The organism is Rarobacter incanus (assembly GCF_006715765.1).
Classification (GTDB): domain Bacteria; phylum Actinomycetota; class Actinomycetes; order Actinomycetales; family Cellulomonadaceae; genus Rarobacter; species Rarobacter incanus.
This window is the reverse complement of record NZ_VFNV01000001.1, coordinates 1290463-1314144: the sequence shown is the minus strand read 5'-3', so window position 1 is coordinate 1314144 and position 23682 is coordinate 1290463. Positions and strand designations below refer to the sequence as shown.

General features: G+C 64.5%; 22 protein-coding genes and 2 tRNA genes. 15 read left to right on the top strand and 9 right to left on the bottom strand.

Annotation, left to right across the window (positions count from 1 at the left end):
• Positions 1 to 21: 21 nt before the first annotated feature.
• Both FB389_RS05660 and FB389_RS05655 read right to left on the bottom strand, forming a co-directional pair.
• Positions 22 to 1116 carry a DMT family transporter gene (locus FB389_RS05660; protein ID WP_142111784.1) on the bottom strand — a complete coding sequence of 365 codons (1095 nt, stop codon included), beginning with the start codon at positions 1114 to 1116 and terminating at the stop codon, positions 22 to 24.
• A complete protein-coding gene (locus tag FB389_RS05655; RefSeq protein WP_142111782.1) occupies positions 1052 to 1333 on the bottom strand; it encodes an Lrp/AsnC family transcriptional regulator in 282 nt (93 codons plus the stop codon). The genes FB389_RS05660 and FB389_RS05655 overlap by 65 nt, the downstream gene beginning before the upstream one ends.
• Before the next feature lie 123 nt (positions 1334 to 1456).
• On the opposite strand from FB389_RS05655, the gene FB389_RS05650 reads away from it, so the two are divergent.
• From FB389_RS05650 to FB389_RS05640, 3 genes are all read left to right on the top strand, one after another.
• On the top strand, positions 1457 to 2236 hold the full coding sequence (locus FB389_RS05650; protein ID WP_246043539.1) for an HAD-IIB family hydrolase: 780 nt from the start codon (positions 1457 to 1459) through the stop codon (positions 2234 to 2236).
• Between the two features lie 117 nt (positions 2237 to 2353).
• Complete coding sequence (locus tag FB389_RS05645) at positions 2354 to 2899, top strand: PH domain-containing protein (protein WP_142111780.1); 546 nt, start codon at positions 2354 to 2356, stop codon at positions 2897 to 2899.
• A 131-nt stretch (positions 2900 to 3030) separates the two neighbouring features.
• Complete coding sequence (locus tag FB389_RS05640) at positions 3031 to 4881, top strand: heavy metal translocating P-type ATPase (protein ID WP_142111778.1); 1851 nt, start codon at positions 3031 to 3033, stop codon at positions 4879 to 4881.
• Between the two features lie 476 nt (positions 4882 to 5357).
• Here FB389_RS05640 and ddaH read toward each other — a convergent pair whose 3' ends face one another.
• Entirely contained in the window at positions 5358 to 6116 is a 759-nt protein-coding gene (gene ddaH, locus FB389_RS05635; RefSeq protein ID WP_142111776.1) for a dimethylargininase, read from the bottom strand.
• Between the two features lie 214 nt (positions 6117 to 6330).
• Here ddaH and dnaK point away from each other — a divergent pair, with 214 nt between their 5' ends.
• From dnaK to FB389_RS05610, 5 genes are all read left to right on the top strand, one after another.
• Positions 6331 to 8214 (top strand): molecular chaperone DnaK, encoded by a 1884-nt coding sequence (gene dnaK, locus FB389_RS05630; protein WP_142111775.1) that lies wholly within the window; start codon positions 6331 to 6333, stop codon positions 8212 to 8214.
• A gap of 5 nt (positions 8215 to 8219) precedes the next feature.
• On the top strand, positions 8220 to 8837 hold the full coding sequence (gene grpE / locus FB389_RS05625) for a nucleotide exchange factor GrpE (protein ID WP_142113590.1): 618 nt from the start codon (positions 8220 to 8222) through the stop codon (positions 8835 to 8837).
• A gap of 52 nt (positions 8838 to 8889) precedes the next feature.
• Positions 8890 to 9876, top strand: a complete 987-nt coding sequence (locus FB389_RS05620; RefSeq protein WP_142111773.1) for a DnaJ C-terminal domain-containing protein — start codon at positions 8890 to 8892, stop codon at positions 9874 to 9876.
• 134 nt (positions 9877 to 10010) lie between these two features.
• Complete coding sequence (locus tag FB389_RS05615) at positions 10011 to 10418, top strand: heat shock protein transcriptional repressor HspR (protein WP_246043672.1); 408 nt, start codon at positions 10011 to 10013, stop codon at positions 10416 to 10418.
• A gap of 126 nt (positions 10419 to 10544) precedes the next feature.
• Positions 10545 to 10850 (top strand): DUF1540 domain-containing protein, encoded by a 306-nt coding sequence (locus tag FB389_RS05610; protein ID WP_142111769.1) that lies wholly within the window; start codon positions 10545 to 10547, stop codon positions 10848 to 10850.
• Between the two features lie 195 nt (positions 10851 to 11045).
• Here FB389_RS05610 and upp read toward each other — a convergent pair whose 3' ends face one another.
• The gene (upp, locus tag FB389_RS05605) at positions 11046 to 11687 is read right to left on the bottom strand and encodes a uracil phosphoribosyltransferase (RefSeq protein ID WP_142111767.1); all 642 of its coding nucleotides are present in this window, start codon (positions 11685 to 11687) and stop codon (positions 11046 to 11048) included.
• Positions 11688 to 11798: 111 nt separating this feature from the next.
• Here upp and tadA point away from each other — a divergent pair, with 111 nt between their 5' ends.
• The 5 genes from tadA to FB389_RS05580 all read left to right on the top strand — a co-directional run bounded on the left by tadA (position 11799) and on the right by FB389_RS05580 (position 17962).
• On the top strand, positions 11799 to 12296 hold the full coding sequence (gene tadA / locus FB389_RS05600) for a tRNA adenosine(34) deaminase TadA (RefSeq protein WP_281282027.1): 498 nt from the start codon (positions 11799 to 11801) through the stop codon (positions 12294 to 12296).
• A 50-nt stretch (positions 12297 to 12346) separates the two neighbouring features.
• Positions 12347 to 12436 (top strand) — tRNA-Ser (locus FB389_RS05595).
• 1169 nt (positions 12437 to 13605) lie between these two features.
• The gene (locus FB389_RS05590; RefSeq protein WP_142111765.1) at positions 13606 to 14286 is read left to right on the top strand and encodes a PadR family transcriptional regulator; all 681 of its coding nucleotides are present in this window, start codon (positions 13606 to 13608) and stop codon (positions 14284 to 14286) included.
• Positions 14283 to 15050, top strand: coding sequence for an ABC transporter ATP-binding protein (locus FB389_RS05585; protein ID WP_142111763.1), 768 nt, complete (start codon positions 14283 to 14285; stop codon positions 15048 to 15050). The genes FB389_RS05590 and FB389_RS05585 overlap by 4 nt, the downstream gene beginning before the upstream one ends.
• Before the next feature lie 98 nt (positions 15051 to 15148).
• Entirely contained in the window at positions 15149 to 17962 is a 2814-nt protein-coding gene (locus tag FB389_RS05580) for an FtsX-like permease family protein (RefSeq protein ID WP_170207889.1), read from the top strand.
• 126 nt (positions 17963 to 18088) lie between these two features.
• Here the strand turns inward: FB389_RS05580 and FB389_RS05575 are convergent, their stop codons facing one another.
• A complete protein-coding gene (locus FB389_RS05575) occupies positions 18089 to 18748 on the bottom strand; it encodes a LytR C-terminal domain-containing protein (protein ID WP_142111759.1) in 660 nt (219 codons plus the stop codon).
• Between the two features lie 20 nt (positions 18749 to 18768).
• The gene (locus tag FB389_RS05570; protein ID WP_142111757.1) at positions 18769 to 19068 is read right to left on the bottom strand and encodes a type II toxin-antitoxin system VapB family antitoxin; all 300 of its coding nucleotides are present in this window, start codon (positions 19066 to 19068) and stop codon (positions 18769 to 18771) included.
• Between the two features lie 192 nt (positions 19069 to 19260).
• Here FB389_RS05570 and FB389_RS05565 point away from each other — a divergent pair, with 192 nt between their 5' ends.
• Positions 19261 to 20544, top strand: coding sequence for a pyridoxal phosphate-dependent aminotransferase (locus tag FB389_RS05565; RefSeq protein ID WP_142111755.1), 1284 nt, complete (start codon positions 19261 to 19263; stop codon positions 20542 to 20544).
• Between the two features lie 3 nt (positions 20545 to 20547).
• On the top strand, positions 20548 to 21030 hold the full coding sequence (locus FB389_RS05560) for an Lrp/AsnC family transcriptional regulator (protein ID WP_142111753.1): 483 nt from the start codon (positions 20548 to 20550) through the stop codon (positions 21028 to 21030).
• Between the two features lie 92 nt (positions 21031 to 21122).
• Here FB389_RS05560 and FB389_RS05555 read toward each other — a convergent pair whose 3' ends face one another.
• From FB389_RS05555 to FB389_RS05545, 3 genes are all read right to left on the bottom strand, one after another.
• A complete protein-coding gene (locus FB389_RS05555; RefSeq protein ID WP_142113586.1) occupies positions 21123 to 22580 on the bottom strand; it encodes an amino acid permease in 1458 nt (485 codons plus the stop codon).
• Between the two features lie 226 nt (positions 22581 to 22806).
• A complete protein-coding gene (locus FB389_RS05550; protein ID WP_142111751.1) occupies positions 22807 to 23361 on the bottom strand; it encodes a hypothetical protein in 555 nt (184 codons plus the stop codon).
• A 136-nt stretch (positions 23362 to 23497) separates the two neighbouring features.
• Positions 23498 to 23583, bottom strand: a tRNA-Ser gene (locus tag FB389_RS05545).
• Positions 23584 to 23682: the final 99 nt, after the last annotated feature.

Here is a 23682-nt window from a genome sequence, read left to right as displayed (position 1 = left end):
CGTGTCAGCCGTGCCAACCGGTCAACCGATGAGTCGCACGACGGCGACGCCCGCTAGCACCGTTGCGGCGCCCAGCAGGCGCAGGGAAGTAACGGGGCGCTTCGCCGCGCCGAGGGCGCCGAAGTGGTCGATCACCAGGGACGCTATCAGCTGCCCCAACAGAACGACGGAGACCGTCACCGAGGTTCCGAGCGTGGGGGCCGCGTACGCGGAACCCGCCACGAACGCGGCACCGAGCAGGCCACCAACGAACAACTTGGGAGCGGGACGATCGGTCTCCCACGGTATCGAACGCCAGGTGCGCGCGCCGAGGGTGATCGCCACCAGGCACACCGCACCGACCGCGAACGACACGAGGGCCGCAAAAATCGCCGAGCCGGCGCGCGCGCCGAGTGCACCGTTTGCGGTGGTCTGTACGGCGGACAGCATCCCACCGACAACGCCCACAGCCACGAGGGCGGGCAAGAAACGCCCCCGCCGGATGCTTGCGTTCGCGGTCCGTTGAGCGGCGGGACCGGCGGCCGTTCGGGTCGCGTTGCCGCCGGTGCGCTGGGCGGCCGGGCTAGTCTCTTCGATCGGCGCGGCTAAGGGCCGCGCCGAACGGTTCACCGACGACAACCACGCGCCGACGATGACCAGCGAGGCGCCGACTATTCGCGCCGCAGATATAGGGTGTGCGGGCGCCCCCACAAGGGAGAACTCGTCGATAATCAAACCGCCGACAACCTGCCCGACCACCGGAATGACGACGGCGGTCGCGGCGCCCATATGGCCCATCAGGACCATGTTGAGCGTCAGGAACACGACCCCGCACGCGCCCCCTATCCAGATCCACCAGGGCTGCGCGCCGGCATCGAACCCCGACAGGTCCGGCCTTGTCGCAATGAATACCGCGGCGAGCGCGGTCGTGCCCACCAGGAACGACGACGCGGAGGCCAGCCAGGTGGATGCGAGGGCGCGCGACAGGCGGGTGTTAATCGCTGTTTGGACGGGCAAAATCGCGCCGACGGTTACGGCCGTGGCGAGGGCTAGAGCTATCAGGGCGTGGTCCTTAGTCGTCGAGGCCCAGGTCGAAGGCCCGCTCCAGATCGTGCTCGGAGTAGGCGCGGAACGCAATAAAGGTCTGCGTGCGCAGGACGCCGGGCACCTTCGAGATTCCGGCGGCGATTGCGTCGGCCAGTTCCTCGTGGCGGCGAACTCGAACCAAGGCGATCAGGTCAATGTCTCCGGTTACGGAGTAAACCTCGGAGACCCCGGGCAGGTCGGCGAGGGTCTGGGCAACCTCGGGGATCTGGTCTGGTTCGGTGTCGATGTGGACAATGGCGGTGATCATGGCTGGCCTTCCAAGTAGGTGCTGGCACGGGTGGCGCCTGATTCCATTGTCGCGCGTCGAGTCCCATGCAGCGCAACGACGCAATGCCGAAACGTTTCGGTACATGTTGTGTACAATGTGCGGGTGACTATTGCTGACAGCGCCGCCGGCCGCACCCCCAAACTTGTTGCATTCGACCTCGACGACACGCTCGCGCCCTCCAAGTCGCCACTCGACCCGCGCATGGCGGACCTGCTGCGCAGGCTCCTTGACCGCGTGCCGGTTTGCATCATCTCCGGTGGGCAACTGGGCCAGTTCACAATGCAGGTCATCGACAACCTGACGGGGGCCAGCGACCAGGAACTGTCTCGCCTGCACCTGATGCCGACCTGCGGAACGCAGTACTACACGCACTCGAGCGGTGGCTGGGATCAGATCTACGCCGAGGACCTCACGGACGATGAAAAGTCCCGGGCGCTCGCCTCCGTTGAAAAGCGAGCCAAGGAACTGGGCCTGTGGGAGACCGACACGTGGGGGCCGATCCTGGAGGATCGGGGCAGCCAGATCACGTTCTCCGCGCTCGGCCAGCAGGCGCCCGTTGCCGCCAAATCCGCGTGGGATCCGACCGGCGCGAAGAAGTCCGCGCTGCGCGACGCAGTCGCCGCCGACGTGCCGGATCTGGAGGTGCGGTCCGGGGGTTCCACCTCCGTTGACATCACGCGTAAGGGCATCGACAAGGCATACGGGATGAGGAAGCTGGCCGCGCTGACCGGTATCCCGCTCGACGACATGCTCTTCGTGGGGGACCGCCTGGACCCGGACGGAAACGACTACCCTGTCAAGGCGCTGGGGGTTCCCTGCCACGCCGTCACCGGATGGACGGATACCGCAGAATTCCTGGAGGGTCTCATCCCGCAGCTGTAGAAACTGGGCATCGCCAATGTCGCACGTTCCCCGGCACCCCATCGCGGGCGCGCTCGTTGGCGGGCGCAAACAGGAGCGGGGCTCGTCAGCGTCGCTTCGCGCATGGCACCATGGACCATGGCAATTTCACGAAAAATCCTGGGCAAGGACGAGCGCGTAATCCTCTCCCTGCGGACGCATGCCAAGGCGCTCATCGTCCCCGTGCTCGCCCTGCTCGCCATCTTGGCCGTGGCGGCGCTGGCCGTCATGGTGGTGCCGGACTCCTGGCGCCCGTGGTCGTACTGGGTCATCGGCATCGCTGCCGCTCTCGGCGTCGTCGCATGGTTTGTCTTGCCCTTTCTTCGCTGGTCGACATCCACGTATACGCTGACCGACCGGCGCATCATCACCCGCCGCGGCATCCTCAACAAGACCGGCCACGATGTGCCGCTGTCGCGGATCAACAACGTCACCTACGACCGCTCCATCACCGACCGAGTCCTCGGTTGCGGGACCCTGGTGTTCACGACCGCGGCGGAAGAACCGCTGCGACTGCCGGACGTACCGAAAGTCGAGCGAGTCCACGTCATCGTCACCGAACTGCTCTTCGGCAACACAAGCGGCGCGCAGCGCGAGGCCGATGAATTCGAGGGGCGTGAGACGCGCGCGGTCTCCGACGAGTAGTCACTCGCAAACCCGCCGGGATTCGCCCGCAGCAAAAGCGCATTTACGCTGAAATTCCAACGATTTGCCGCAGATCAGACAAGGCTCACCTTGGATGCGAGGGGGCGCTCGTATCTGATATACCGTGATATATGAGGAAAATGTTGGTGGCGGTGCGCGCCTATCCGTGGGTTGCAGCAACACTCGCGGTGGCCATGGTCGGCCTGGCGCTTCTTGCACTGGGGCGCGGGGAATATGGCCGTTGGCCGCTGACCGCATTCGTCCTGGTCGTGGCGGTCAATCAGCTGGTCGGAATGATCCGCGAGTTCGCCGCCGGCGAGTACGGCCTCGATATTTTGGCGATCCTTGCGATCGTATCGACGGCTGCGGTAGGTGACTATTGGGCGTCCCTCATCGTCGTCCTCATGATCACGGGCGGGGAGGCGCTGGAGGATTTCGCTTCACATCGCGCGAATCGCACCCTGACCTCCCTGCTCGAGCGAGCTCCCTCCCGGGCGCACCGCGTGGCTGCCTCCGGGGTCGCGCAGATCGTCGCCGCTTCCGACGTCGCAGTCGGCGACGAACTGGTCGTGCTGCCCGGCGAGATCGTGCCCGTGGATGGCACTGTCTTGTCGAACAATGGCTCCATCGACGAGGCCAGCCTGACCGGCGAGCCGATGCCCGTATCGGTTGGCGCTGGCGATCAGATCATGTCCGGGGCTGTCAACGGGGCTGCCGCCCTGCGACTGCGCGCGACCCGCGTCGCGGCCGAAAGCCAGTACCAACGAATCGTTGATCTGGTCCGCGAGGCCCAGGCCTCGAAGGCCCCGATGGTCCGGCTCGCGAACAAGGTAGCGGTCCCGTTCACGGCGGTGGCGCTGGTCATCGCCGGGGTCGCCTGGGTGGTCTCTGGCGACCCGGCCCGCATTGCCCAGGTTCTCGTGGTCGCGACACCATGCCCGCTGCTCATCGCGGCCCCGGTCGCCTTCCTCGCGGGAATGAGCCGCGCGGCGCGCGTCCAGGTCGTCGTCAAAGGGGGCGGGGTCCTGGAAATCCTGGCGCGGCTGCGCACCGCCGCATTCGACAAAACCGGCACGCTGACCCACGGACACCCCCAGGTGGTCGCCGTGCATCCGCAAGATGACGGCCCGCATTGCGCCGACGAGTTGCTGGCGCTCGCGGCGGGGGCCGAACAGTTTTCGGGACACGTCATGGCTGGCCCGATAGTTGCGGCTGCACAGGGACGGGGCCTGGCCGTGCGGGCATCCAGCGGTGTTGTCGAACAGGCCGGTCACGGCGTTGCCGCCCAGGTGTCAGGGCGGGCTGTGCGCGTGGGTCGCCGTGCGTTTGCGGGGGCCGCGGACGGGGAGGCGGGGGCCTCGTCCCTGCATCTTCCGGCCGGCAGGTTGGCGGTTCATGTCGGAATCGATGGCAAATACGCGGGGTGGATTGAGCTCGCCGACGAGGTCCGCGCGGAGGCGGCTGGGGTCATCGCGGAGCTGCGTGGTGGGGGCGTCGAGCACGTGATGATGCTCACCGGGGACGGGGCCGCAACGGCGCGGGTGATCGCCGACGCGGTTGGGATCGACGACATCCGTGCGGGGCTGCTGCCCGCGGACAAGGTCGATGCGGTGCGGGGAGAATCGCGCAGGCCCGTGATGATGGTCGGCGACGGGATCAACGACGCGCCCGTCCTAGCGGCGGCCGATGTTGGCGTTGCGATGGGGGCGGCGGGCGCCACCGCGGCCTCGGACTCCGCCGATGCGGTGATCATGGTCGATTCGCTCGCCGGCGTGGCACGGCTGGTGACTATAGCGCGTCAGACCGTGCGGGTAGCGAAGCAGTCGATTGGCATAGGCATCGGACTGTCGGTGGTGCTCATGTTGGTCGCCGGCGCGGGGGCCATCCCCGCCGTGGTGGGGGCCGCGCTGCAAGAACTGGTCGATCTGACGTCGATCCTGTGGGCGTTGCGCGCGCTGCGGGCGCCCCGCGCGTCCCGCTGATCGAGTCCGGGGGCGGCTCGACCCTCGAAGGTCGCCGTTCTTGGCCGGCACTGACTGAAAGGGGCGCGCTCGGCGCGTGCGCGGGGGTGGTCTCGATACGCCCGCTGCGCGGGCAACTCGACCAGCGGGGGCGTCGAGTGCGGGGTTTTGGTTCGAGTGCGCCGGTTTGTGCGGGGGTTTTGACTGAAAGGGGCGCGCTCGGCGCGCGGGGGGGGTGGTCTCGATACGCCCGCTGCGCGGGCAACTCGACCAGCGGGGGCGTCGAGTGCGGGGTTTTGGTTCGAGTGCAGGGGTTTTGACTGAAAGGGGCGCGGTCGGCGCGCGGGGGGGGGTGGTCTCGATACGCCCGCTGCGCGGGCAACTCGACCAGCGGGGTCGTCGAGTGCGGGGTTTTGGTTCGAGTGCGCCGGTTTGTGCGGGGGCGTGTGACCGAAAGGTGCCCGGGCTACTCGACCAGCGGGAGGGCGGGCCTCGTCCTATCGGACCCGCACCGAAAGGCAGGTCACGCATCCCTCCATCTTTTCAAACTCGGTAATCGGGACCGCGATGACTGCCAGGCCGCGTTCGCGCAACAGCTCGGCGGTGCGCGGCGCGGCGGCGGACATCAATACGGTCGACTCGTCCAGGACGACGACGGCAACGCCTTCGGGTTCGGGCACCGGCAGGAACTTCGGGAACACCGCGGCGGAGTCAACTAATGGCTCGTACCCGATGACGGTGCCATCCGGCAGCGCGGTGACCTGGCTCTTGAGGTGAAGCGTCTTGGTGACGGGCACGGCGACGACGCGGTAGCCGAGGCGGGCGGCAATGGCCTCCAGCTGGGCGATGCCGGCGTCATTGGTGCGTGAACTGCGACCGACATAGACGGTCGACCCGACTTTGAGAACGTCTCCGCCCTCCAACGTCCCGGGAGAAACGATCCGCTGGACATCGACCCCCAGTTCGCTCACGGTGCGGGCCATTGTGTCGATCTCGCCCCGGCGAGAGGCCGCGCCGGGAAGGGATATGACGGCGGTCGCGCCGAGCATGACAACCGTGTCCTCGACAAAGACGCCATCTGGCTGATTGTCTGCGGACGCGACCTCAAGCGGGGAGAATCCGGCAGCGGCGAGGGCATCGACGTACCCTCGCCACTGCGCCAACGCTAAGTCCGCGTCGACTGCGACGCGGGAGAAATGGGTCAACTCGCCCATGCCGAGTTTTGGTGACGGGGGACGGACTAGAAGGCGTGCCATGCGTCGATTGTCGCACGGCGGTGGGTTGCCCGGAATAATCTCGGGCGGCGCTATGTTGAGCCAATTAGACTCAACTTCGTGAAGTAAGACTTGCGTCGGGCAGACTCAAGGCGTAAGTTGAGTGATGGAGACTCAAGAGGCTCGGGTGTCGTCCGCCGGATCGATGGCGGCGACCAAATCCACCCCGAGTTTTGACAGAAGGAGTGCAACACACATGGCACGTGCAGTAGGAATTGACCTGGGAACCACCAACTCGGTTGTAGCAGTTCTCGAGGGTGGCGAACCCACAGTTATCGCGAACGCAGAAGGGGCGCGGACGACCCCGTCCGTCGTCGCATTTTCCAAGACCGGCGAGGTCCTGGTAGGCGAGATCGCGAAGCGGCAGGCGGTGACCAACGTTGACCGCACGATCAGTTCCGTAAAGCGCCACATGGGCACCGACTGGTCCCAAGAGATCGACGGCAAGAAGTATTCGGCACAGGAAATCTCCGCCCGTATTCTGGGCAAACTGAAGAGGGACGCCGAGGAGTACCTGGGCGAGCCCGTGACCGATGCGGTCATTACCGTCCCCGCCTACTTCAATGACGCCGAGCGTCAAGCCACCAAGGATGCGGGACAGATCGCCGGGCTGAACGTCCTGCGGATCGTCAACGAGCCGACTGCGGCCGCGCTGGCGTACGGGTTGGAAAAGGGCAAGGAAGACGAACTCATCCTGGTCTTCGACCTCGGTGGTGGAACGTTCGATGTTTCGCTTCTGGAGGTTGGCAAGGACGAGGACGACTTTTCGACCATTCAGGTCCGCGCGACCAGCGGTGATAACCGGCTCGGCGGTGACGACTGGGACAACCGGATCGTTGAGCACCTGATCAAAGAGGTTAAGAACAGCTACGGCGTTGACCTGTCGAAGGACAAGATTGCGTTGCAGCGTCTGCGTGAGGCTGCCGAACAGGCCAAGAAGGAACTGTCGAGCGCGACGAGCACCAACATCTCGATGCAGTACCTGTCGATGAGCGAGAACGGCCCAATTCACCTGGACACCACGCTGACCCGCGCGCAGTTCCAGCAGATGACCGAGGACCTGCTTGAGCGCACTAAGGCGCCTTTCCACGCGGTCATCCGCGACGCTGGGATCAAGGTTGCGGACATTGACCACGTCGTTTTGGTCGGTGGCTCCACGCGTATGCCCGCTGTGACCGAGGTCGTCAAGGAGCTGACCGGCGGTAAGGAGCCCAACAAGGGCGTCAACCCGGATGAGGTAGTCGCCGTCGGTGCCGCGTTGCAGGCCGGTGTCATCAAGGGTGAGCGCAAGGACGTGCTGTTGATCGACGTCACGCCGCTGAGCCTTGGCATCGAGACCAAGGGCGGGGTTATGACCAAGCTCATCGAGCGCAACACGGCCATTCCGACCAAGCGTTCGGAGATCTTCTCCACCGCAGAGGACAACCAGTCGAGCGTGCTCATCCAGGTGTTCCAGGGCGAACGCGAATTTGCCCGTGACAACAAGCCGCTGGGCACCTTCGATCTGACCGGAATCGCTCCGGCCCCCCGCGGTGTGCCACAGATCGAGGTCACCTTCGACATCGACGCCAACGGCATTGTGCACGTATCCGCCAAGGATCGCGGCACCGGCAAGGAACAGTCCATGACGATCACCGGCGGTTCGGCCCTGCCGAAGGATGAAATTGACCGCATGGTCAAAGAAGCCGAGGCGCACGCGGCCGAGGACAAGAAGCGTCGGGAGGATGCCGAAGCCCGCAACCAGGCTGAGGCCCTGGTCTACTCGACCGAAAAACTCCTCAAGGACAACGGCGAGAAGGTTCCCGCCGACGTCAAGACGGAGGTCGAAGCGGCCATCGCCGACACCAAGAAGGCGCTGGAGGGCGACGACGCTGACGAGGTGAAGGCAAAGGCAGAGAACCTGAGCACTGTCGCGCAGAAAATCGGTGAGGCGCTGTACGCCTCCGCCGAGCAGGAACAGGCTGCGGGCGAGCAGGGTGCTGCCGATGCTGATGCGGCAAGTGCAGCCGGGGCCGGATCGGCCAGCGACGAGGACGTGGTCGACGCCGAGATCGTCGATGACGAGGACGAAGCCAAGTGACGGACATGAACAGCGAACGCAACGAAGACAAGGAGCCGTTCCACTTCGTTGACAACCGCCGTATCGACCCCGAAACCGGGGACGTGCGCGAGGGTGCGGACCAGGCTGGTGCCGGGTCCGCACCCGCGGGTGCGGGGTCTGATGACCCAATCGCCCACCTGGATTTTGATCCGGCGGGACCAATCGACGACGAGTTGGCGGCTGCGCAGGCGAAGGCAACTGAGTTGCTCGACGATCTGCAACGCGAACGCGCGAGCTTCACGAACTACCGCAACCGGGCCCTGCGCGACCAGGAAGCCGCGCGGACGAAGGGCGTTGAGGACGTGCTGTCGGCGCTGCTTCCAGCGCTGGATGACATCTCGCGCGCTAAAGAACACGAACAGCTTTCGGGACCTTTCGCGGCAATCGTCGAGAAGGTTACCGGGGCGCTGAGCAAGTTCAATGTGGAGTCCTTCGGGGCTGTGGGCGAGGAGTTCGACCCGACCCTGCATGAGGCGCTTATGCATCAGGAGGACCCCGACGCGCAGGCGATCACGATCAGCCACGTCATTGAGCCGGGCTATCGGATTGGAGAAAAGGTCGTTCGCGCCGCCCGTGTGGCCGTGACCGGCCCCGCACAGTGACATTCAACAATTACCCAAATTCAACGCTGCTTGAACACCGAAGGGAGGCGCCATGACCGCACAGGATTGGATCGAAAAGGACTTCTACGCTGCGCTCGGTGTCTCTAAGGACGCCGACCAATCCACTATCAAGAAGGCGTACCGCAAGCTAGCTCGCAAGTATCACCCCGATCAGAACCCGGGTGACGCGGTGGCGGAAGCCAAGTTCAAGGACATCTCTGAGGCGTACACCGTGCTCAGTGATGCCAAGGAACGCAAGCAATACGATGCCGTGCGGCAGATGGCCGGTGGAGGCCCGCGTTTCGCGGCGGGACCCGGCGGCGCTGGCGCCGGCGCGGGCGGTTTCGAGGACTTTCTGGGTGGCATGTTCGGCGGCGGGGGAGGCGGCGGAAACGTGCGCTTCTCAACCTCCGGTGGCGGTGGCTTCGAGGACATCCTGGGCGGGATGTTCGGCGGCGGGGGAAACGGCTTCCGCGGGGCGCCGATGGCGCGGCCCGGCCGCGACCTCAGCGCTCGCACCAGGTTGCCTTTCAGGCAGGCGGTCGAGGGCTCGACCGTCACCCTCGGCGTCGATGGCAAGCCGGTCAAGGTTCGCATACCGGCGGGGGTCCACGACGGGCAAAAGATCCGACTGCGCGGCAAGGGCGGGCCGGGATCGAATGGCGGCCCGGCCGGCGACTTGATTATTTCGGTCGATGTCGAACCTCACCCCGTGTTCACGATGGATGGACGCAACCTGCGACTGACCGTTCCGGTGACGTTTGCCGAGGCGGCACTGGGTGCCACGATCGAGTTGCCGACGCTCGACGGCAAGATGGTGAAGGTCAAGATCGCTCCGGGCACGCCGTCTGGTCGCGTCCTGCGCGTCAAGGGCAGGGGCATTGCCACGTCGAAGGGTGCCGGTGACCTGCTGGGAACCGTGCAGATCGTGGTTCCACAAAACATGGACGAGGCCACCCGCACCGCAGTCCAGCAGTTCGCTGCGGCGACTGCGGACACCGATGTGCGCGAGGAACTGCGCCGGGAAGCCGCGCTGTGACAATGGCCGGTATTCCGAGCGACAACGGGCGGGGTGGGCGAACCGACGAGTTCGCCCACCGCGCCCCCCGCATCACCGAAGAGCAGCTCAACGAGCCGCTCTTCGTCATTTCACGGGCAGCCGAGCTTGCGGGGATGCACCCGCAAACCCTGCGCCAATACGATCGCACCGGCTTGGTTACTCCCCGGCGAACTGCTGGGCGGGGCCGGCGGTACTCGTTGCGTGATATTGCAACGCTGCGCGAGATTCAGCGCATGAGCCAGGAAGAGGGAATCAACCTCGCGGGCATTCGCCGTATCCTGGCGCTTGAGTCGGAGGTTACACGGCTGCGCGGGCACATTGATTTGCTCCTCACCCGCGAACCCGGCAGCCGGATCTTTTCTGCCGGTTCGTCGGGCAACGTGGTTGTCGTGCGCAAGACGCGCACACAGCGCGAATCGGGAACCGTCGTTGTTCGCGGTGCGCTGGGTCCGAGCCGCGGGCAAGTCCGGCACGCGCACCGGCAGGGCGCTCAAACGCCAACGAATGAATCAAATAACTAACAAATATGTTGTCTAATTCGTTGGCGAATTCGCATTAATTAGTTTGGCCTAACTTGCTAGCGGGATTTATTAATTCGGTTTATCGTGGTGAAATCAGTCAAGAAATCTCACCATTAGGAGGCCGAAATGTCGACCGTAGCTGACCTTCCCCAGATCGCCGAGTGCTCCGTTGACGGGTGCTCCTACAACACCGAACACGCCTGCCACGCGGGTGCCATCACTATCGGCGGTGCAAGCTCCGCGAGCTGCGCAACGTTCATTCCCCTTAGCGTCAAGGGGGGACTGGACAAGGTAGTCGCCGAGGTTGGCGCGTGCCACCGCTCCGACTGCTCGCACAACTCTCACCTAGAGTGTGGCGCGGCGTCCGTGCGCATTGGGGCGGGACCTGACAACGTGAGTCACCCTGGATGCCTTACATTCGAGTCGCGCTGACCGGATTTCATTTCGTTTGAATTCCCGGAAATTCAGTGGAAACGCGTTCGTGGGGCAAATAGTGCACGAACGCGTTTCTTAATTTTTTGGCACGAGGCGCGGGAATCTCGTGGCATAATTCTTGCAGGTGCCCCGGCGGCGGAGACGACGTAAGTCATCAACCCCCGCCGGGGCATCGTTGCTTGCAGGGCGGGCCTAGTCCACGACGCCGTAGAGGCGGTCGCCGGCGTCCCCCAAACCGGGGACGATGTAGCCCTTTTCGTTCAGCCGCTCGTCGACTGCGGCAACGACGATTTTGACGCTGGCGCCCGTGCCCTCGATCGCCTCGCGCACGGCTTCGATGCCCTCGGGCGCTGCGAGCAGGCACACGGCAGTGACGTCACGGGCGCCCAGTTCGAGCAGGTATTCGATAGCCATGATCAGTGTGCCGCCGGTTGCGAGCATGGGGTCGATCAGGAAGCACTGACGTCCGCGCATGTCATTGGGCAGGCGGTTTGCGTAGGTGACGGCCTCCAGCGTCGTTTCGTCGCGCAGCATTCCCAGGAACCCGACTTCGGCGGTCGGCAGGAGTTTGACCATGCCGTCCAACATGCCAAGGCCGGCACGCAGGATCGGGACGACGATGGGACGAGGGTCTGCGATGTGCGTGCCGGTGGTCGTCGCAACCGGCGTGGTCACCTCAACCTGTTCGACGCGCACGTCGCGGGTTGCCTCGTACGCCAAAAGTGTCACCAATTCTTCAACCAAACGTCTGAAGGTCGGGGAATCGGTGTTCTTGTCGCGCAAGACGGTGACTTTGTGAGCAATGAGGGGGTGGTCAGCTACGTGAAGTTCCATAGTTCTTACGCTACCGTCAAAGGCCAGCCTTCGTCGGCGACTTTAGCCCGGATTGCGGGGGTGATCGTTCGCTCGTTGGGTTATGAAAGCCACCGATGCCACACTTGTGACGTGACGCCCCTTGACCTAGCCGCCGATGCTGCACGCCAGAGCGCCTGGATGCGGGAAGCGATGGCGCTCGCTGACCGCGCGCAAACCGCGGGAGATGTCCCTGTGGGGGCATTGGTCGTCGGGTCCGATGGCGAGATTCTGGGCCGCGGGTGGAACGATAGGGAAGCGCGATGCGACCCCACCGGCCACGCCGAGGTGATGGCGCTGCGGCAGGCCGCTACCGCAGTGGGGCGCTGGCGACTTGCCGATGCGACGCTGGTCGTCACGTTGGAACCCTGTGCAATGTGTGCGGGCGCCGCGCTCGGGGCACGGATCCGGCGGATTGTGCTTGGCGCCTGGGACGAGAAGGCGGGAGCATGCGGGTCAGTCTGGGACATAGTTCGCGACCGGCGAATGAACCATTGGATTGAGGTGGTCCCGGGCGTATTGGCCGACGAGTGCTCCGCCCAACTATCGGCCTTCTTCCTAGAGCGGCGCGGTGATCCGCGGCAACAATAGTGCGCTCGATTGGGAATTCCGCCCACTTCACGGTAGTCTAGCGGGCGCAAGGTAGCGTGTCCGAGCGGCCTAAGGAGCACGCCTCGAAAGCGTGTGTGGGTGAAAGTCCACCGTGGGTTCAAATCCCACCGCTACCGCCAAATATGTGGAGCCCGTCCCGTCTGGGGCGGGCTCCACATGTTTATCTGACGGAGGGGGATTTGGGAGGAGCGAGCGTCTGCGAGCGACGGCTCCCACCGCTACCGCCAAATATGTGGAGCCCGTCCCGTCTGGGGCGGGCTCCACATGTTTATCTGACGGAGGGGGACTTGGGTTATAGGCCAAGAGTGATGATGGAACTGTCATCTACGCCACCGCCGAAGACGCCACCGTTGCAGTCCAGCCACACGAAAGTGGCGTGGGCTTTCTCACCGTCATGGACGCCCAGATGCACCGACCGTCTTCGACTGCGAACTCGACTTGCCGACTGTGGCCGACGTCGTAAAGGCTGTGTGAGGAGAACCATGTTTGGAGGGCAAGCGCGAATTTGACAGTCCGATGGCTCTTGGTCTCGTTCCTGCTGGTGAGCGTCGCTGTCCTGGCATGGCGGCGGGTGGTGAATGCCTCGTGCTCAGATGGGTCACCACGAATTATGTCGAATTGACTCAAGGTGAAGTACGCATTCTCCACACTCGGGGTCTTGGATTGGAGCATTCTCGTTGTGACGGTAGTTTCGCTGATGGACGTCATCCCCTGCGTGTCAGGGTGAGCTGAGGCCAGCGGTCTACAGCAAATACGCCCGCAGGGCGAGTTGAAGGATCACCTGTTTGGTGAGCTCGATGTCTTTGATCACACCGGTCGTGGCCATCGATGGTTAAGTGGCGCAGGCAGCGTGGCGCCGGCTTGTTCGAGGGTGAACAGCCCTGTGACCCGGTCGGATCGCCATCGAGGGAGCGGGCGGAGATTGCGAGGCTGCGTCGGCCACTCGTGAAGGCCGGGCAGGAACTCGTCATGGACGAGTTCGTCAATGCGTGTAACAATCGCCACCGGCAATCGGGAATCGGACCGCGCGCGCATGCCGGTGTCCACTAAGGGCATGCCGACCCGATAGACCGCGACCAAGACGCGGCACTCGATAGCGCTCGTCGCGCGCACCCGGACCGTTTCGGAATCCGCGCGCAAACCCGACCCACGACCCTCGATCGCGATCTGGCGCCGTTCGCTGGGTCCGGTGGCGATCGGGTGGCGCTGACGCGGGCGCGCCAGTTGCACCCTTCATGGTTACTGTGTAAGCATGGTTCAATACTTACGCGGTAACTAAGGAGGGATCATGTCGATTCGGCACGCATTCTTGGCCCTGCTCTCCGAGCGCCCCATGAACGGATACCAACTTCGCCAGGAGTTCGACACTCGCACCGGCGGCGCCTGGCCGCTCAACATCGGTCAGGCATACACGACCCTGGGGCGCCTTGAGCGCGACAGATTGGTGGTGAAAAGGGATGCGGACGAGGCCTCCGGCGACGTATTCACTCTCTCCGATCAGGGGCGAGCCGAAGCCACGCGGTGGTGGCAGTCGGCAGTGGGGCGCGACGCCCCGGCCCGCGACGAGGTCGCGATCAAGCTAGCGCTCGCGGTCACGGTTCCTGGCGTGGACGTGCAGGCGGTCGTGGCCGTCCAACGCGCCGAAACCATGCGAGCGTTGCATGAATACACGCACCTGAAGCTGACGACGATGGAGGCCGCGGGAGGGCTGGGGCGCGCGGATCTGGCTTGGAGTCTGGTTCTGGATTCCCTGATATTCAAGGCCGAAGCAGAGACCAGGTGGCTCGACCACATCGAGGGAACCCTGGCCAGGGCGGAACGCGATTCGCACGCGAGTGCGGCAGTTCCCGTCGAGCCCGGCGCTCCGCCCAGCGCCAGGTCCGCACGGCAACAGCGCCCCGCTATGGAGGGTGCATCCAAGGTGATTCGGGGCGCCTCGACTCGCGACTCGCAGGGGGAACCGCGATGATGCCCGCGCGCGCCGCAGCTGGCGTTCCAGAAACAACGCTGGTCGTTCCAGCGCTGGAACTTATCGACATCACCCGCACATACGGCACGGCCGAGAATCAGGTCCATGCCTTGCGCGGCGTGAGCCTGACGGTGTGTCCCGGGGAACTCGTCGCCGTGATGGGGCCCTCCGGATCGGGCAAGTCCACGCTTCTAACGATCGCCGGCGCGCTTGAGATAGCGAGTGCGGGCACCGTGCGCATCGGCGGCCACAGCGTCGGCCAGCTTTCGGCGACAGAGCGGGCAGCGGTGCGCCGCCGGAACGCCGGATTCGTATTCCAGGATTACAACCTGATCCCCGCGCTCACTGCCGGCGAAAACGTGGCATTGCCCTTAGAACTTGACGGGCGCCGCCCGCGGGCCGCCCGGCGCGAGGCGCGGCGCGCGCTCATGGAGATCGATGCTGTCGAACTCACGGACAGGTTTCCCGACGAGATGTCCGGTGGTCAACGTCAGCGCGTGGCGATCGCGCGTGCGCTTGTGGGCTCAAGGAGGTTGATTCTGGCGGACGAGCCCACCGGCGCCCTTGACTCCGTCACCGGAGAACTTGTGATGCGCCTGTTGCGGTCCAGGATCGATGCCGGGGCTGCTGGGGTTCTGGTGACGCATGACGCCCGGTATGCCGCATGGGCGGACCGCACGATCTTCTTGCGCGATGGGCAGGTCGTGCAGTCGGCGGCGACTCCCGGTGGGCCGGAGACCCTGCTGGGGGTGGGATTGCAGTGACCGCACATGCGCGCCACGGCGCCCTGCCGGGCGCGATGGGGTCTTCCCCGGGCAAGGATTCCGATGGCCGTCGGCGGCACCTGAGAGGTGGCGCGCGGGTGGCTAATTCACGCCGCGGGCGTTGGCACGTGGCGCTTCGATACGGGGCGCGGCAAGCGCGGCGCTCCAGGGGGCGGTCTGCCCTCATTGTCGTCATGGTCATTCTCCCCGTGGCCGTTGCTGCATTCGCTGCGGTGATGATCTCCTCCCAGCAGGTCACCTGGAACACCACCCTTGCCCGCGACATCGGTCCCGAGGCGACCGCGAGGGTTCACTACGTGTCCGGCGTGGCGGTCAGGCAAAGCGCGGATGCGAAGTACGACTACCCGGCGGGCACCGACACCGGTCAGGCGCAGGATGATAGTTCCCCGGTCGCGGTCACCGCGGACGCTGTGCGGGCACTTCCTGCCAAAATCTCCGCGACGCTTGGCTCGGGAGCGGACGTGACATCGATCTATCGGTTCCCGCGGCGACTCACCGCGGGCGACGCGAGCGTAGACGGGGAATTGACGGCCACTACCTGGACGACGGCGACGCGAGCGCTGTACGCGGTCAAACAGGGCGAACTGCCGTCTGTGCCCGGGCAGATCGCGCTCTCTGGCGAAATCGCGGATAGGTTGGGGATCGTTTCCGGCCAAACGATTACTGCGGTGGCATCGCAGACGTTTGGAACATCGGTGAACGTGCCTGATGCGACGTACACAGTAACTGGAATCCTCAGCCCCACCGCGGGCACCAGGTCCGTGTATCCGGCAGACGCCGTCACGCTATCCGCCGACGCGGCACAGGCTGCGCAGGAAATCGCGTCGGCCCTCACCACCCAGGGTCAGCTCTACCAGGGCAGCGGTCAATACGGGCTCGATTGGTTGGTCGCGGGAGCACCCGTCGATTGGGGTAGCGTACGCGCGCTCAACGAGGTCGGGGCAACCGCGGTCAGCCGCGCTGTTGATCCTGCGGCGACGCTGCCCGGGGAGGCAGATACCTCGTGGCAAGACCAGCAGACTCACACGGAACAGCTATGGGTTTTGCTGATCCTTGCCATCGGGCTGGCCCAGGCCATCTTGATGGTGGGTCCCGCCTTTGCCGTGGGCGCGCAGCGCGCTGAGAGGGACCTGCTGACAATGGCGGTCAATGGTGCCGACAGGCGGACCCTGACCGCGGTGACTCTGGGTGGTGGCGTAGTGCTGGGTGCCGTTGCGTCGCTGATCGGCGTTGCATTGGGCGTTGCGGGAGTCCTCATCGGGTGGGCGTTTGCGCCAGGGTTCGTGACCAACCTGGTGATTCCGTCGCAGTTGTTGGTAGTCATTGCGATTGCAGGCATTGTGATGGCGGCCGCGGCCGCGTGGATACCCGCGATGACGGCCGCGCGCAGAATGTCGGTTGCGCCGAGCGAACGTCCCCTCAAGACCGCGCGGTCGCGGCCGAGCGTCCTGTCGTGGCTGGGAATCGCGCTCGCGGCCGCGGGGGCCGGCGCAACGAGCGTGGGAGCCGTGATGGCATCCCGTTACCTTCTTATCATCGGGGTCGCCGCCTTAGAGGTCGGCCTGATCATGATGATTTCGCTCATTATTACCGCGATCGCTACGGTGGCGCGCCGCCTGCCAACCGCGCTGCGCTACGCGGCCCGCGATGCGGCGAGGCATATGGCCCGTACCGTGCCAGCAGTGGCCGCGATTGTGGCGGCCACCGCTAGCATGACCGCTGTGGCGATCCACCAACACTCCATGGCGCGCTTCGAAGTCGTTGCACGCCCGTGGGCCTTGCCGGCCGGAACCATCGCGGCCTTCGTGGATGGCACTGAGCCGCCATTGAGCGATTCCAACATTGCGACGATCGCCGACGCCGTACGCGGCCAGTTCCCCGATGCGGGTGCCACCCACGCGCTCGGGATCGCCATGCTGGACGATCAATGGCAGCTGGCTGGGTGGGCGACACCGTTGTCCTACGACGACGACACCAGCTACCCCCTCGGATACTCGTTCGTGACCTCGCGGCCCGCGGTGGACAACTACTTCGGGCCCATTCCGACATCAATTGCGGTCGATGACGGCAGCTCCTTCGATGCGTTGGCCGGGGAGGGCGAGTGCCCGGGCGCCGCTGCGGCGCTACGCTCCGGCAAGGCGGTTGTGCCGGTTGGCACAGTGAGCCCGAACGGAACCGCGTCATTCACCTGGAGCGCCAATTCACGAAGCGGTGACCTCAATGCACCATCCGATTTTGAAGCGGAAAGCGATGTTCCTGCGGTGGAATGCGATGCCATGGGCAGGGGGAGCGTGTCCGCGGTCATACCGCCCGCCGTCGCTAAATCGCAGGGTGCCAGCGTCGAGCGCCGGATAGTTGTGGTGCAAACCGGCGCGGCTGCGGTCACATCGAGTCAGGTTGAGGCGATTGCTCGGGCGGCACGTTCGCCTGCCAACGCGGGTGATGCTGTTGACATCACGGTCACCGCCGATCCGGGACCTAATGCGTCAGCCGACGACGAGGCGGTCAAGGGCACATGGATCATGCTGGGAATTGCCGCAGCTTTGGTGCTTGCCTCCGCCTGGATCTCGACGTCACTATCGATCTCCGAATCGCGCCCGGACCTTGCCACCATGGCCGCCGTCGGAGCCTCGCCGCGGCTTCGCCGGCGTGTGGCGGCCGGACAGGCCGGGTTCATCGCGGTGACTGGTTCGGTGCTGGGAAGCGCCGGTGGAATAATTCTCGGCGTTGCGCTGACGCTGGCCGATCGAGCCCAGTATGGGCCCCTGATGACCGTGGTCATCCCGTGGTGGCAACTCGGCCTTGCGGCCGCAGTGGTGCTCGCGACGGTAATTGTGCTCGCAGCAGCACTGACTCGTTCGCGCATGGAGATGGTCAGGCGAATCGAGTAAACGCCGCGGGCCGATGCGCCGCGGGTCGAACCGAGTGCCCGGGGCGCATCCGCAATCGCTGAACAATCGCTGGACGCCCAGGGGTCGAGGCGCCGAATCGATGCGCGCTCGCGGGCCGTATGCGGTTTACTTCTCCGTCTTGGCCTCGGCCACCGTTGGGTGCAATTGCTTGCTGGGGGTCAGCGTGTCGATGGGGGCGCAGCCGGGCAGATCCTCCATGGGCGTGCCCGACTTGATGGTCACCGATTTCTCGTCGATCAGGCCGTCGAAGCTCGCGCCCACGGTGAGGTCGATGGAAACGCTCGTGCGGTCGTCGTAATCCAGGACTGCGCCGGAGATGTGAGCGGCCAGCGTGTACGCGCGCGCGATCCCCTTAGCTCCGTAGCTAATGCGCGCGTTGGCCACGTTGTCGTCGACGTTTCCGGTGGCAGTGATCTGGAAACCGAGCTTTTCGAGTTGTTGGGCCGTTGTCGCCGCTAGGCCCTTGCGATCGGAGGAGTTGAAGACCCGTACCTTGATCTTGCGGTAACCCACGGGCTTGGTCTTTCCTTCTGCCAGGCAGGCCGGGGTGATCGGCGCGTCCGTTGGGACGGCGGTGGACGAAAACCCGGTAGCAAACGGTACGTTGATCGCGTTGTTGTACACCGCGACGGCAAGCAATGCGGCCAGCACCATGAACGCGATCAACGATCCGAAAACGACCGACTGGCGGGCGCGTTTGCGGCGAATGCGCTGCTTGCGGGCGCGGGCGACCGGGTCAACCTGCGTAGTCGTGGGTGTGGGCACCTCGTCAACCTATCAATCCGTCAGTCGGTGAGTATCAGCACGCGCGCGTGCAGTAGATGTCTTTGTTGTAGGGCCGCCCGCAGCGCGCGGTGCAGTCCGTCTTCGAGGTACATGACCCCGCGATACTGCACCACGTGGGCGAACAGGTCGCCGTAAAACGTCGAGTCCTCTGCCAAAAGGGTATCAAGGTCTAGCGTGCGCTTTGTCGTGACGAGTTGGTCCAGGCGGACCTGGCGCGGGGCTATGGCGGACCAGTCTTTCGTGGATTCAAGACCATGGTCGGGATAAGGGCGCTCGTCCCCAACCGCGCGGAAGATCATGGGGACATTCTAAGCGGACAGGCTGACATTTTTCCGGCGGCAGGAACTCCGCTTGCCGCGCGACGGCCAGCGCCGCGGCCTGAGGAGTAAAAAATACTGTAACGACGCTTGACTGGTGTAAGATATCCGTTGCGAGTGTCGATCTTGAGGAAGATCGCCTTCGATATCCCCTAGGAGGTGGCAATTGTGTTCATGAAGAAACCGCAGCGCAGAAAGATCTCCGATCTGTCCGCTATGGCCCCGAGATCGGGCATTCGTGACGTATTTGATAAATGCGACGACTACGACTCCGTGATCTCGTTCGCGGTTGGGGAGCCGGGTTTCACCGCTCCCGCGCACGTCGCCGCCGCCGGATGCGGCGCTATCGAAGCGGGCCGCACGCACTACACCAACGTCTTGGGCATCGACGAGTTCCGCCTCGCCGTTTCCGACTATTCCCGCAAGGTTAAGGGCCTGCGGTACGACCCCGCGACCGAAATCCAGGCGGTTCCGGGCGCGACACTGGGTCTTTACCTTGCGTTGCGCGCAACGGTGGACCCGGGCGATGAGGTCATCTTGTGCTCTCCGCATTTCACGTCATACGATGCGCAGATTCTGCTGTGCGGGGCCACGCCGGTATACGTACCGTTGCGTGCTGAAAACGGCATGCGCATGGACGCGAACGACATCGCCGCCGCCATCACCGACCGCACGCGAGCAATAATCGTCAACTCTCCCTCCAACCCCACCGGTGCGGTGACTCCCTTGACGGAGTTGGCGCGTATCGCCGAACTGTGCGTCAGGCACGACATGTGGGTGATTTCCGACGAGGTCTACCACCCGTTCGTCTATGGCGCTGAGTACGCGGCGGAGCGCGGCACCGGGCCGTCAGGCGCGCAGGCTCCGGCCGCAGCGCGTTATGGCGCGGGGCGCCCCGTGGGCGAAGGCGTCAGCGCTCCCAGCATTGCGCTGTGCGATGGGATGAAGGACCGCGCGATAGTGGTCGATTCGCTCTCGAAGACGTACGCGATGACCGGATGGCGGATCGGCTACATGCTGGCGCCCCGGCACGTCATCGCCGAAACTTCGAAACTGGCGGAGCTGATCAACTCGTCGAACAACGCCCCGGCCCAGTACGCCGCGGTCGCCGCGCTCACGGGGGTGCAGAAAGAGGTCGGCGCCATGCGCGGCGCGTACGATGCGCGCAGGCGATTGGTCATGGAGGCGCTGGCAGACTGCCCCGGCTTGACGTGCGTCGCGCCGCAGGGCGCTTTCTACGCCTTCGTCGACGTGACCGGGACGGGACTGACCTCGCAGCGGTTCGCGGACCTGTTGCTAGAAGAAGAGCGCGTGGCCGTGATCCCTGGTGAAGCCTTCGGTGCCGCGGGTGCAGGCTTTGTGCGGATCAGCTATGCGGGTGATGACCAGGAGATCCGCGAAGGAATGCGGCGCATCGTCGAGTTTTCGCGGCGCCATGCGATGGTCGCTTACGCTTAACCTATGAACGAACGGCCGATTTCCACCGGCAAGCTGTCTCGCGTTCCGCAATCTGAGGTCATCGATCAGGTCGACCGCGCCATAATCGAGGTACTCACTGCCGACGGCAGGGCCACGCTGGCGAAATTGTCCGATAAGACCGGGCTTTCGGTGTCGGCCGTGCAGTCGCGCGTGCAAAAGCTCGAGAGGCGAGGCATCATTGCCGGCTACCGCGCCGTTGTCGATCACGAGGCGCTGGGCACGCCGATTTCGGCGTTCGTGTCGGTTACGCCCCTGGACTACTCGCAGCAATCGCAGATACCCGCACGCCTGGCGGAGATCGCGGGGGTCATGTCCTGCTATTCGATTGCAGGTGCCCCGAGTTACATGCTGTTGGTCCGCACCCAATCTCCCAGCCATCTCGAAGATTTGTTGAACACGATCCACGCCAGTGTCCCCGTTTCGACGCAGACGACACTCATATTGCAGGCCTACTTCGAGGAGTAGCGGCACTGCGGCCGGGCCGAATGCTCGACCCGGCCGGGAGATGCGGGCCCGGTCGGCCCCGGCCGCTCCGCGTGCAGCGGGCTCCTTATGGGCTATTTTTCGAGCGCGGGGGCGGAGGCCTCGTCGTTTGATGCCGCAACTACGCTGCGCCGCCGTCCGTAACTCAGCCAAATGACCAACCCGATGCCCAGCCAAATGAGAAAGCGCATCCACGTCGTCACGGTGAGATTTGCCATCAGCCACAGGCAGGCGACCCCGGAAATGATCGGGAGGGTCGGGGACCAGGGGACGCGGAAGCCGCGTTTTAGGTCGGGGCGGGATTTGCGCAGAATTGGTATACCGAAGCTGACGAGCACAAATGCGGACAGCGTACCGATATTGATCATTTCTTCGAGCAACTCGACCTTGGCTACGCCCGCGATCAGCGCCACAATGACACCGACGATGATCTGGAGGCGGACCGGGGTGTGGAAGCGAGGGCTGGTCCTGGACAAGCCGCGGGGGAGCAGCCCGTCGCGGCTCATCGCGAATACAACCCGCGTTAGGCCCAGGAGCAGGACCATCACGACCGTGGTCAGGCCGATTAGGATCCCGACGGATATGACTTTGCCCGCCCAGGTGGCCCCGACGAGCTCGAACGCCGTTGTCAACGAGGGCGTGCCGCTGGCCGCAAGGTCTTTGTAAGAGACCATGCCCGTCACAACCAAAGTCACCAAAATGTAGAGCACCGACACCATGGCTAGCCCGCCCAGAATGCCTCGCGGCAGGGTCCTTTGGGGGTCCTTGGCCTCTTCGGCCGTCGTCGCTACAACGTCAAAGCCGATGAAGGCGAAGAAGACCAGCGCGGCCGCGGACAGTATCCCCACGATGCCGAAGGTTGACGGGGTCAGGCCCGAGAGGAATGCGAAGAGCGGCTGCTCCATGGCCGTCTTGTGCTCCGCGGGCTGCGATGGTGGCACGAATGGTGTGTAGTTTTGCAGCTTGATGTAGCCCGCCCCGGCGACAATGACAAAGAGCGTGATGCCGACCTTGAGGATCGTGAAGATGTTCGTGACGCGGGTGCTGAGCTTTGTTCCGATGACCAGCAGCGCGGTAAATATGCCAACGATCAGGATGGGGCCCCACGTCGCCTCGATCCCCCCGATGTGAAAGGTGAGGGGAATCTCGACGTTGAACAGCCGGAAGGCGTCGGCCAGGTAGACGCCCCAGAACTTCGCGATGACCGATGCGGCGAGGAGCATCTCGAGGATCAGGTCCCAGCCAATTATCCAGGCGACCAATTCGCCCATCGTTGTGTACGAATAGGTATAGGCGGAGCCGGAGACCGGCAGCGTGGAAGCGAATTCTGCGTAGCACATTACCGCCAGGCCGCACACGATCGCCGCGATAACGAACGAGAGAATGACCGAGGGGCCCGCATAATTCGCGGCTGCCGTGGCCCCCACCGAGAAGATGCCTGCGCCGACCGCCACCGCGACCCCCAGGGTTGCCAGATCCCAGGCTGTCAGCTCGCGCTTGAGCGAACGCGTCGGGTCTTGCATGGCGAGCATCGACTGTTCGACGGGTTTGCGCCGGGTGATGGCGGATCCCACGTCGTTCGCCAACGTCGATACCGACGCTAGCGTCGCCGAAAACCAACTAGGTGCTGACATCGTTGTCTCAATTCAATGTGCGGTACTTGGACACTATTTGTTCCAATAACTGTGGCGCACCAGTGCGGCTGCTTGGCGGCCCATTTGTCCTAGATCGGCGGCCGCGCCGCCGCCTACTGTTCCGTCAGCGCTGCGGGGCACCTTCCGCGGTCGTCACGCGGAATCGCACCTTGCCCGTTTTCGACACGGCCGTGGCTTCGAGTATCACCTCGTTCGTCGCCGGGTCACCACGCCAGTACACGTTGCCCAAGTACGTGCAACTCGAAGCCTGGCCGATAGTCCCGCAGAAGACAATGTCACCACCCCCGTTTATCTCGGCACCTTGGCGCTTGGCCCTCTTCAAGGACCTGAAGAAGGCCCGAACCTTCTTGGCGTCCTTCTTGGTCACAGTGTGCTTCCGAATTTTCTTCCACGAGCCGGACCTGCCTGCTTTGACAAGCGCCTTGAACGCCCTCTGGCCTTCTTTGTGCTCACTGGGCGCGGCGCGGCGAAGGGTGGCCGGTGCGTCGTCCTGGCGGCCCGAGTCATTGATCTGCGCGGTGACTGAGGCCGCGGGAGCAACGCCGCCCTGCAGAACCTGCGGAGCGAGGGCGCTGGCGGGCGCCGCCCCGGCACCGGCCAGCGCGATGGAAGCAAGAATTGCGGTGGCCGCGACGATATGTTTCCGAAATGTCAGCATGGGGCAGTGAGTATCGAGTCTCATGGACCTATGTTGCCTCAGTTTGAACGGACGAGCAACTGCGCGGCGGCGCGGCCTATGATGTCTCAATGGCAACAAAAAACCCCGGAACCACTGGGGTCCCGGGGTCTTGTCGCGGAGGATGGGGGATTCGAACCCCCGAGGGCTTTTAACCCAACACGCTTTCCAAGCGTGCGCCATAGGCCACTAGGCGAATCCTCCGGGCGGCGCGCAAGCGCACCAGCCACAAAAGGATACCGGAGTCGACGCCGATTAGACGAATCGTTCGCGAAACAACGATCGCGGCCGGGTCTACGCCCA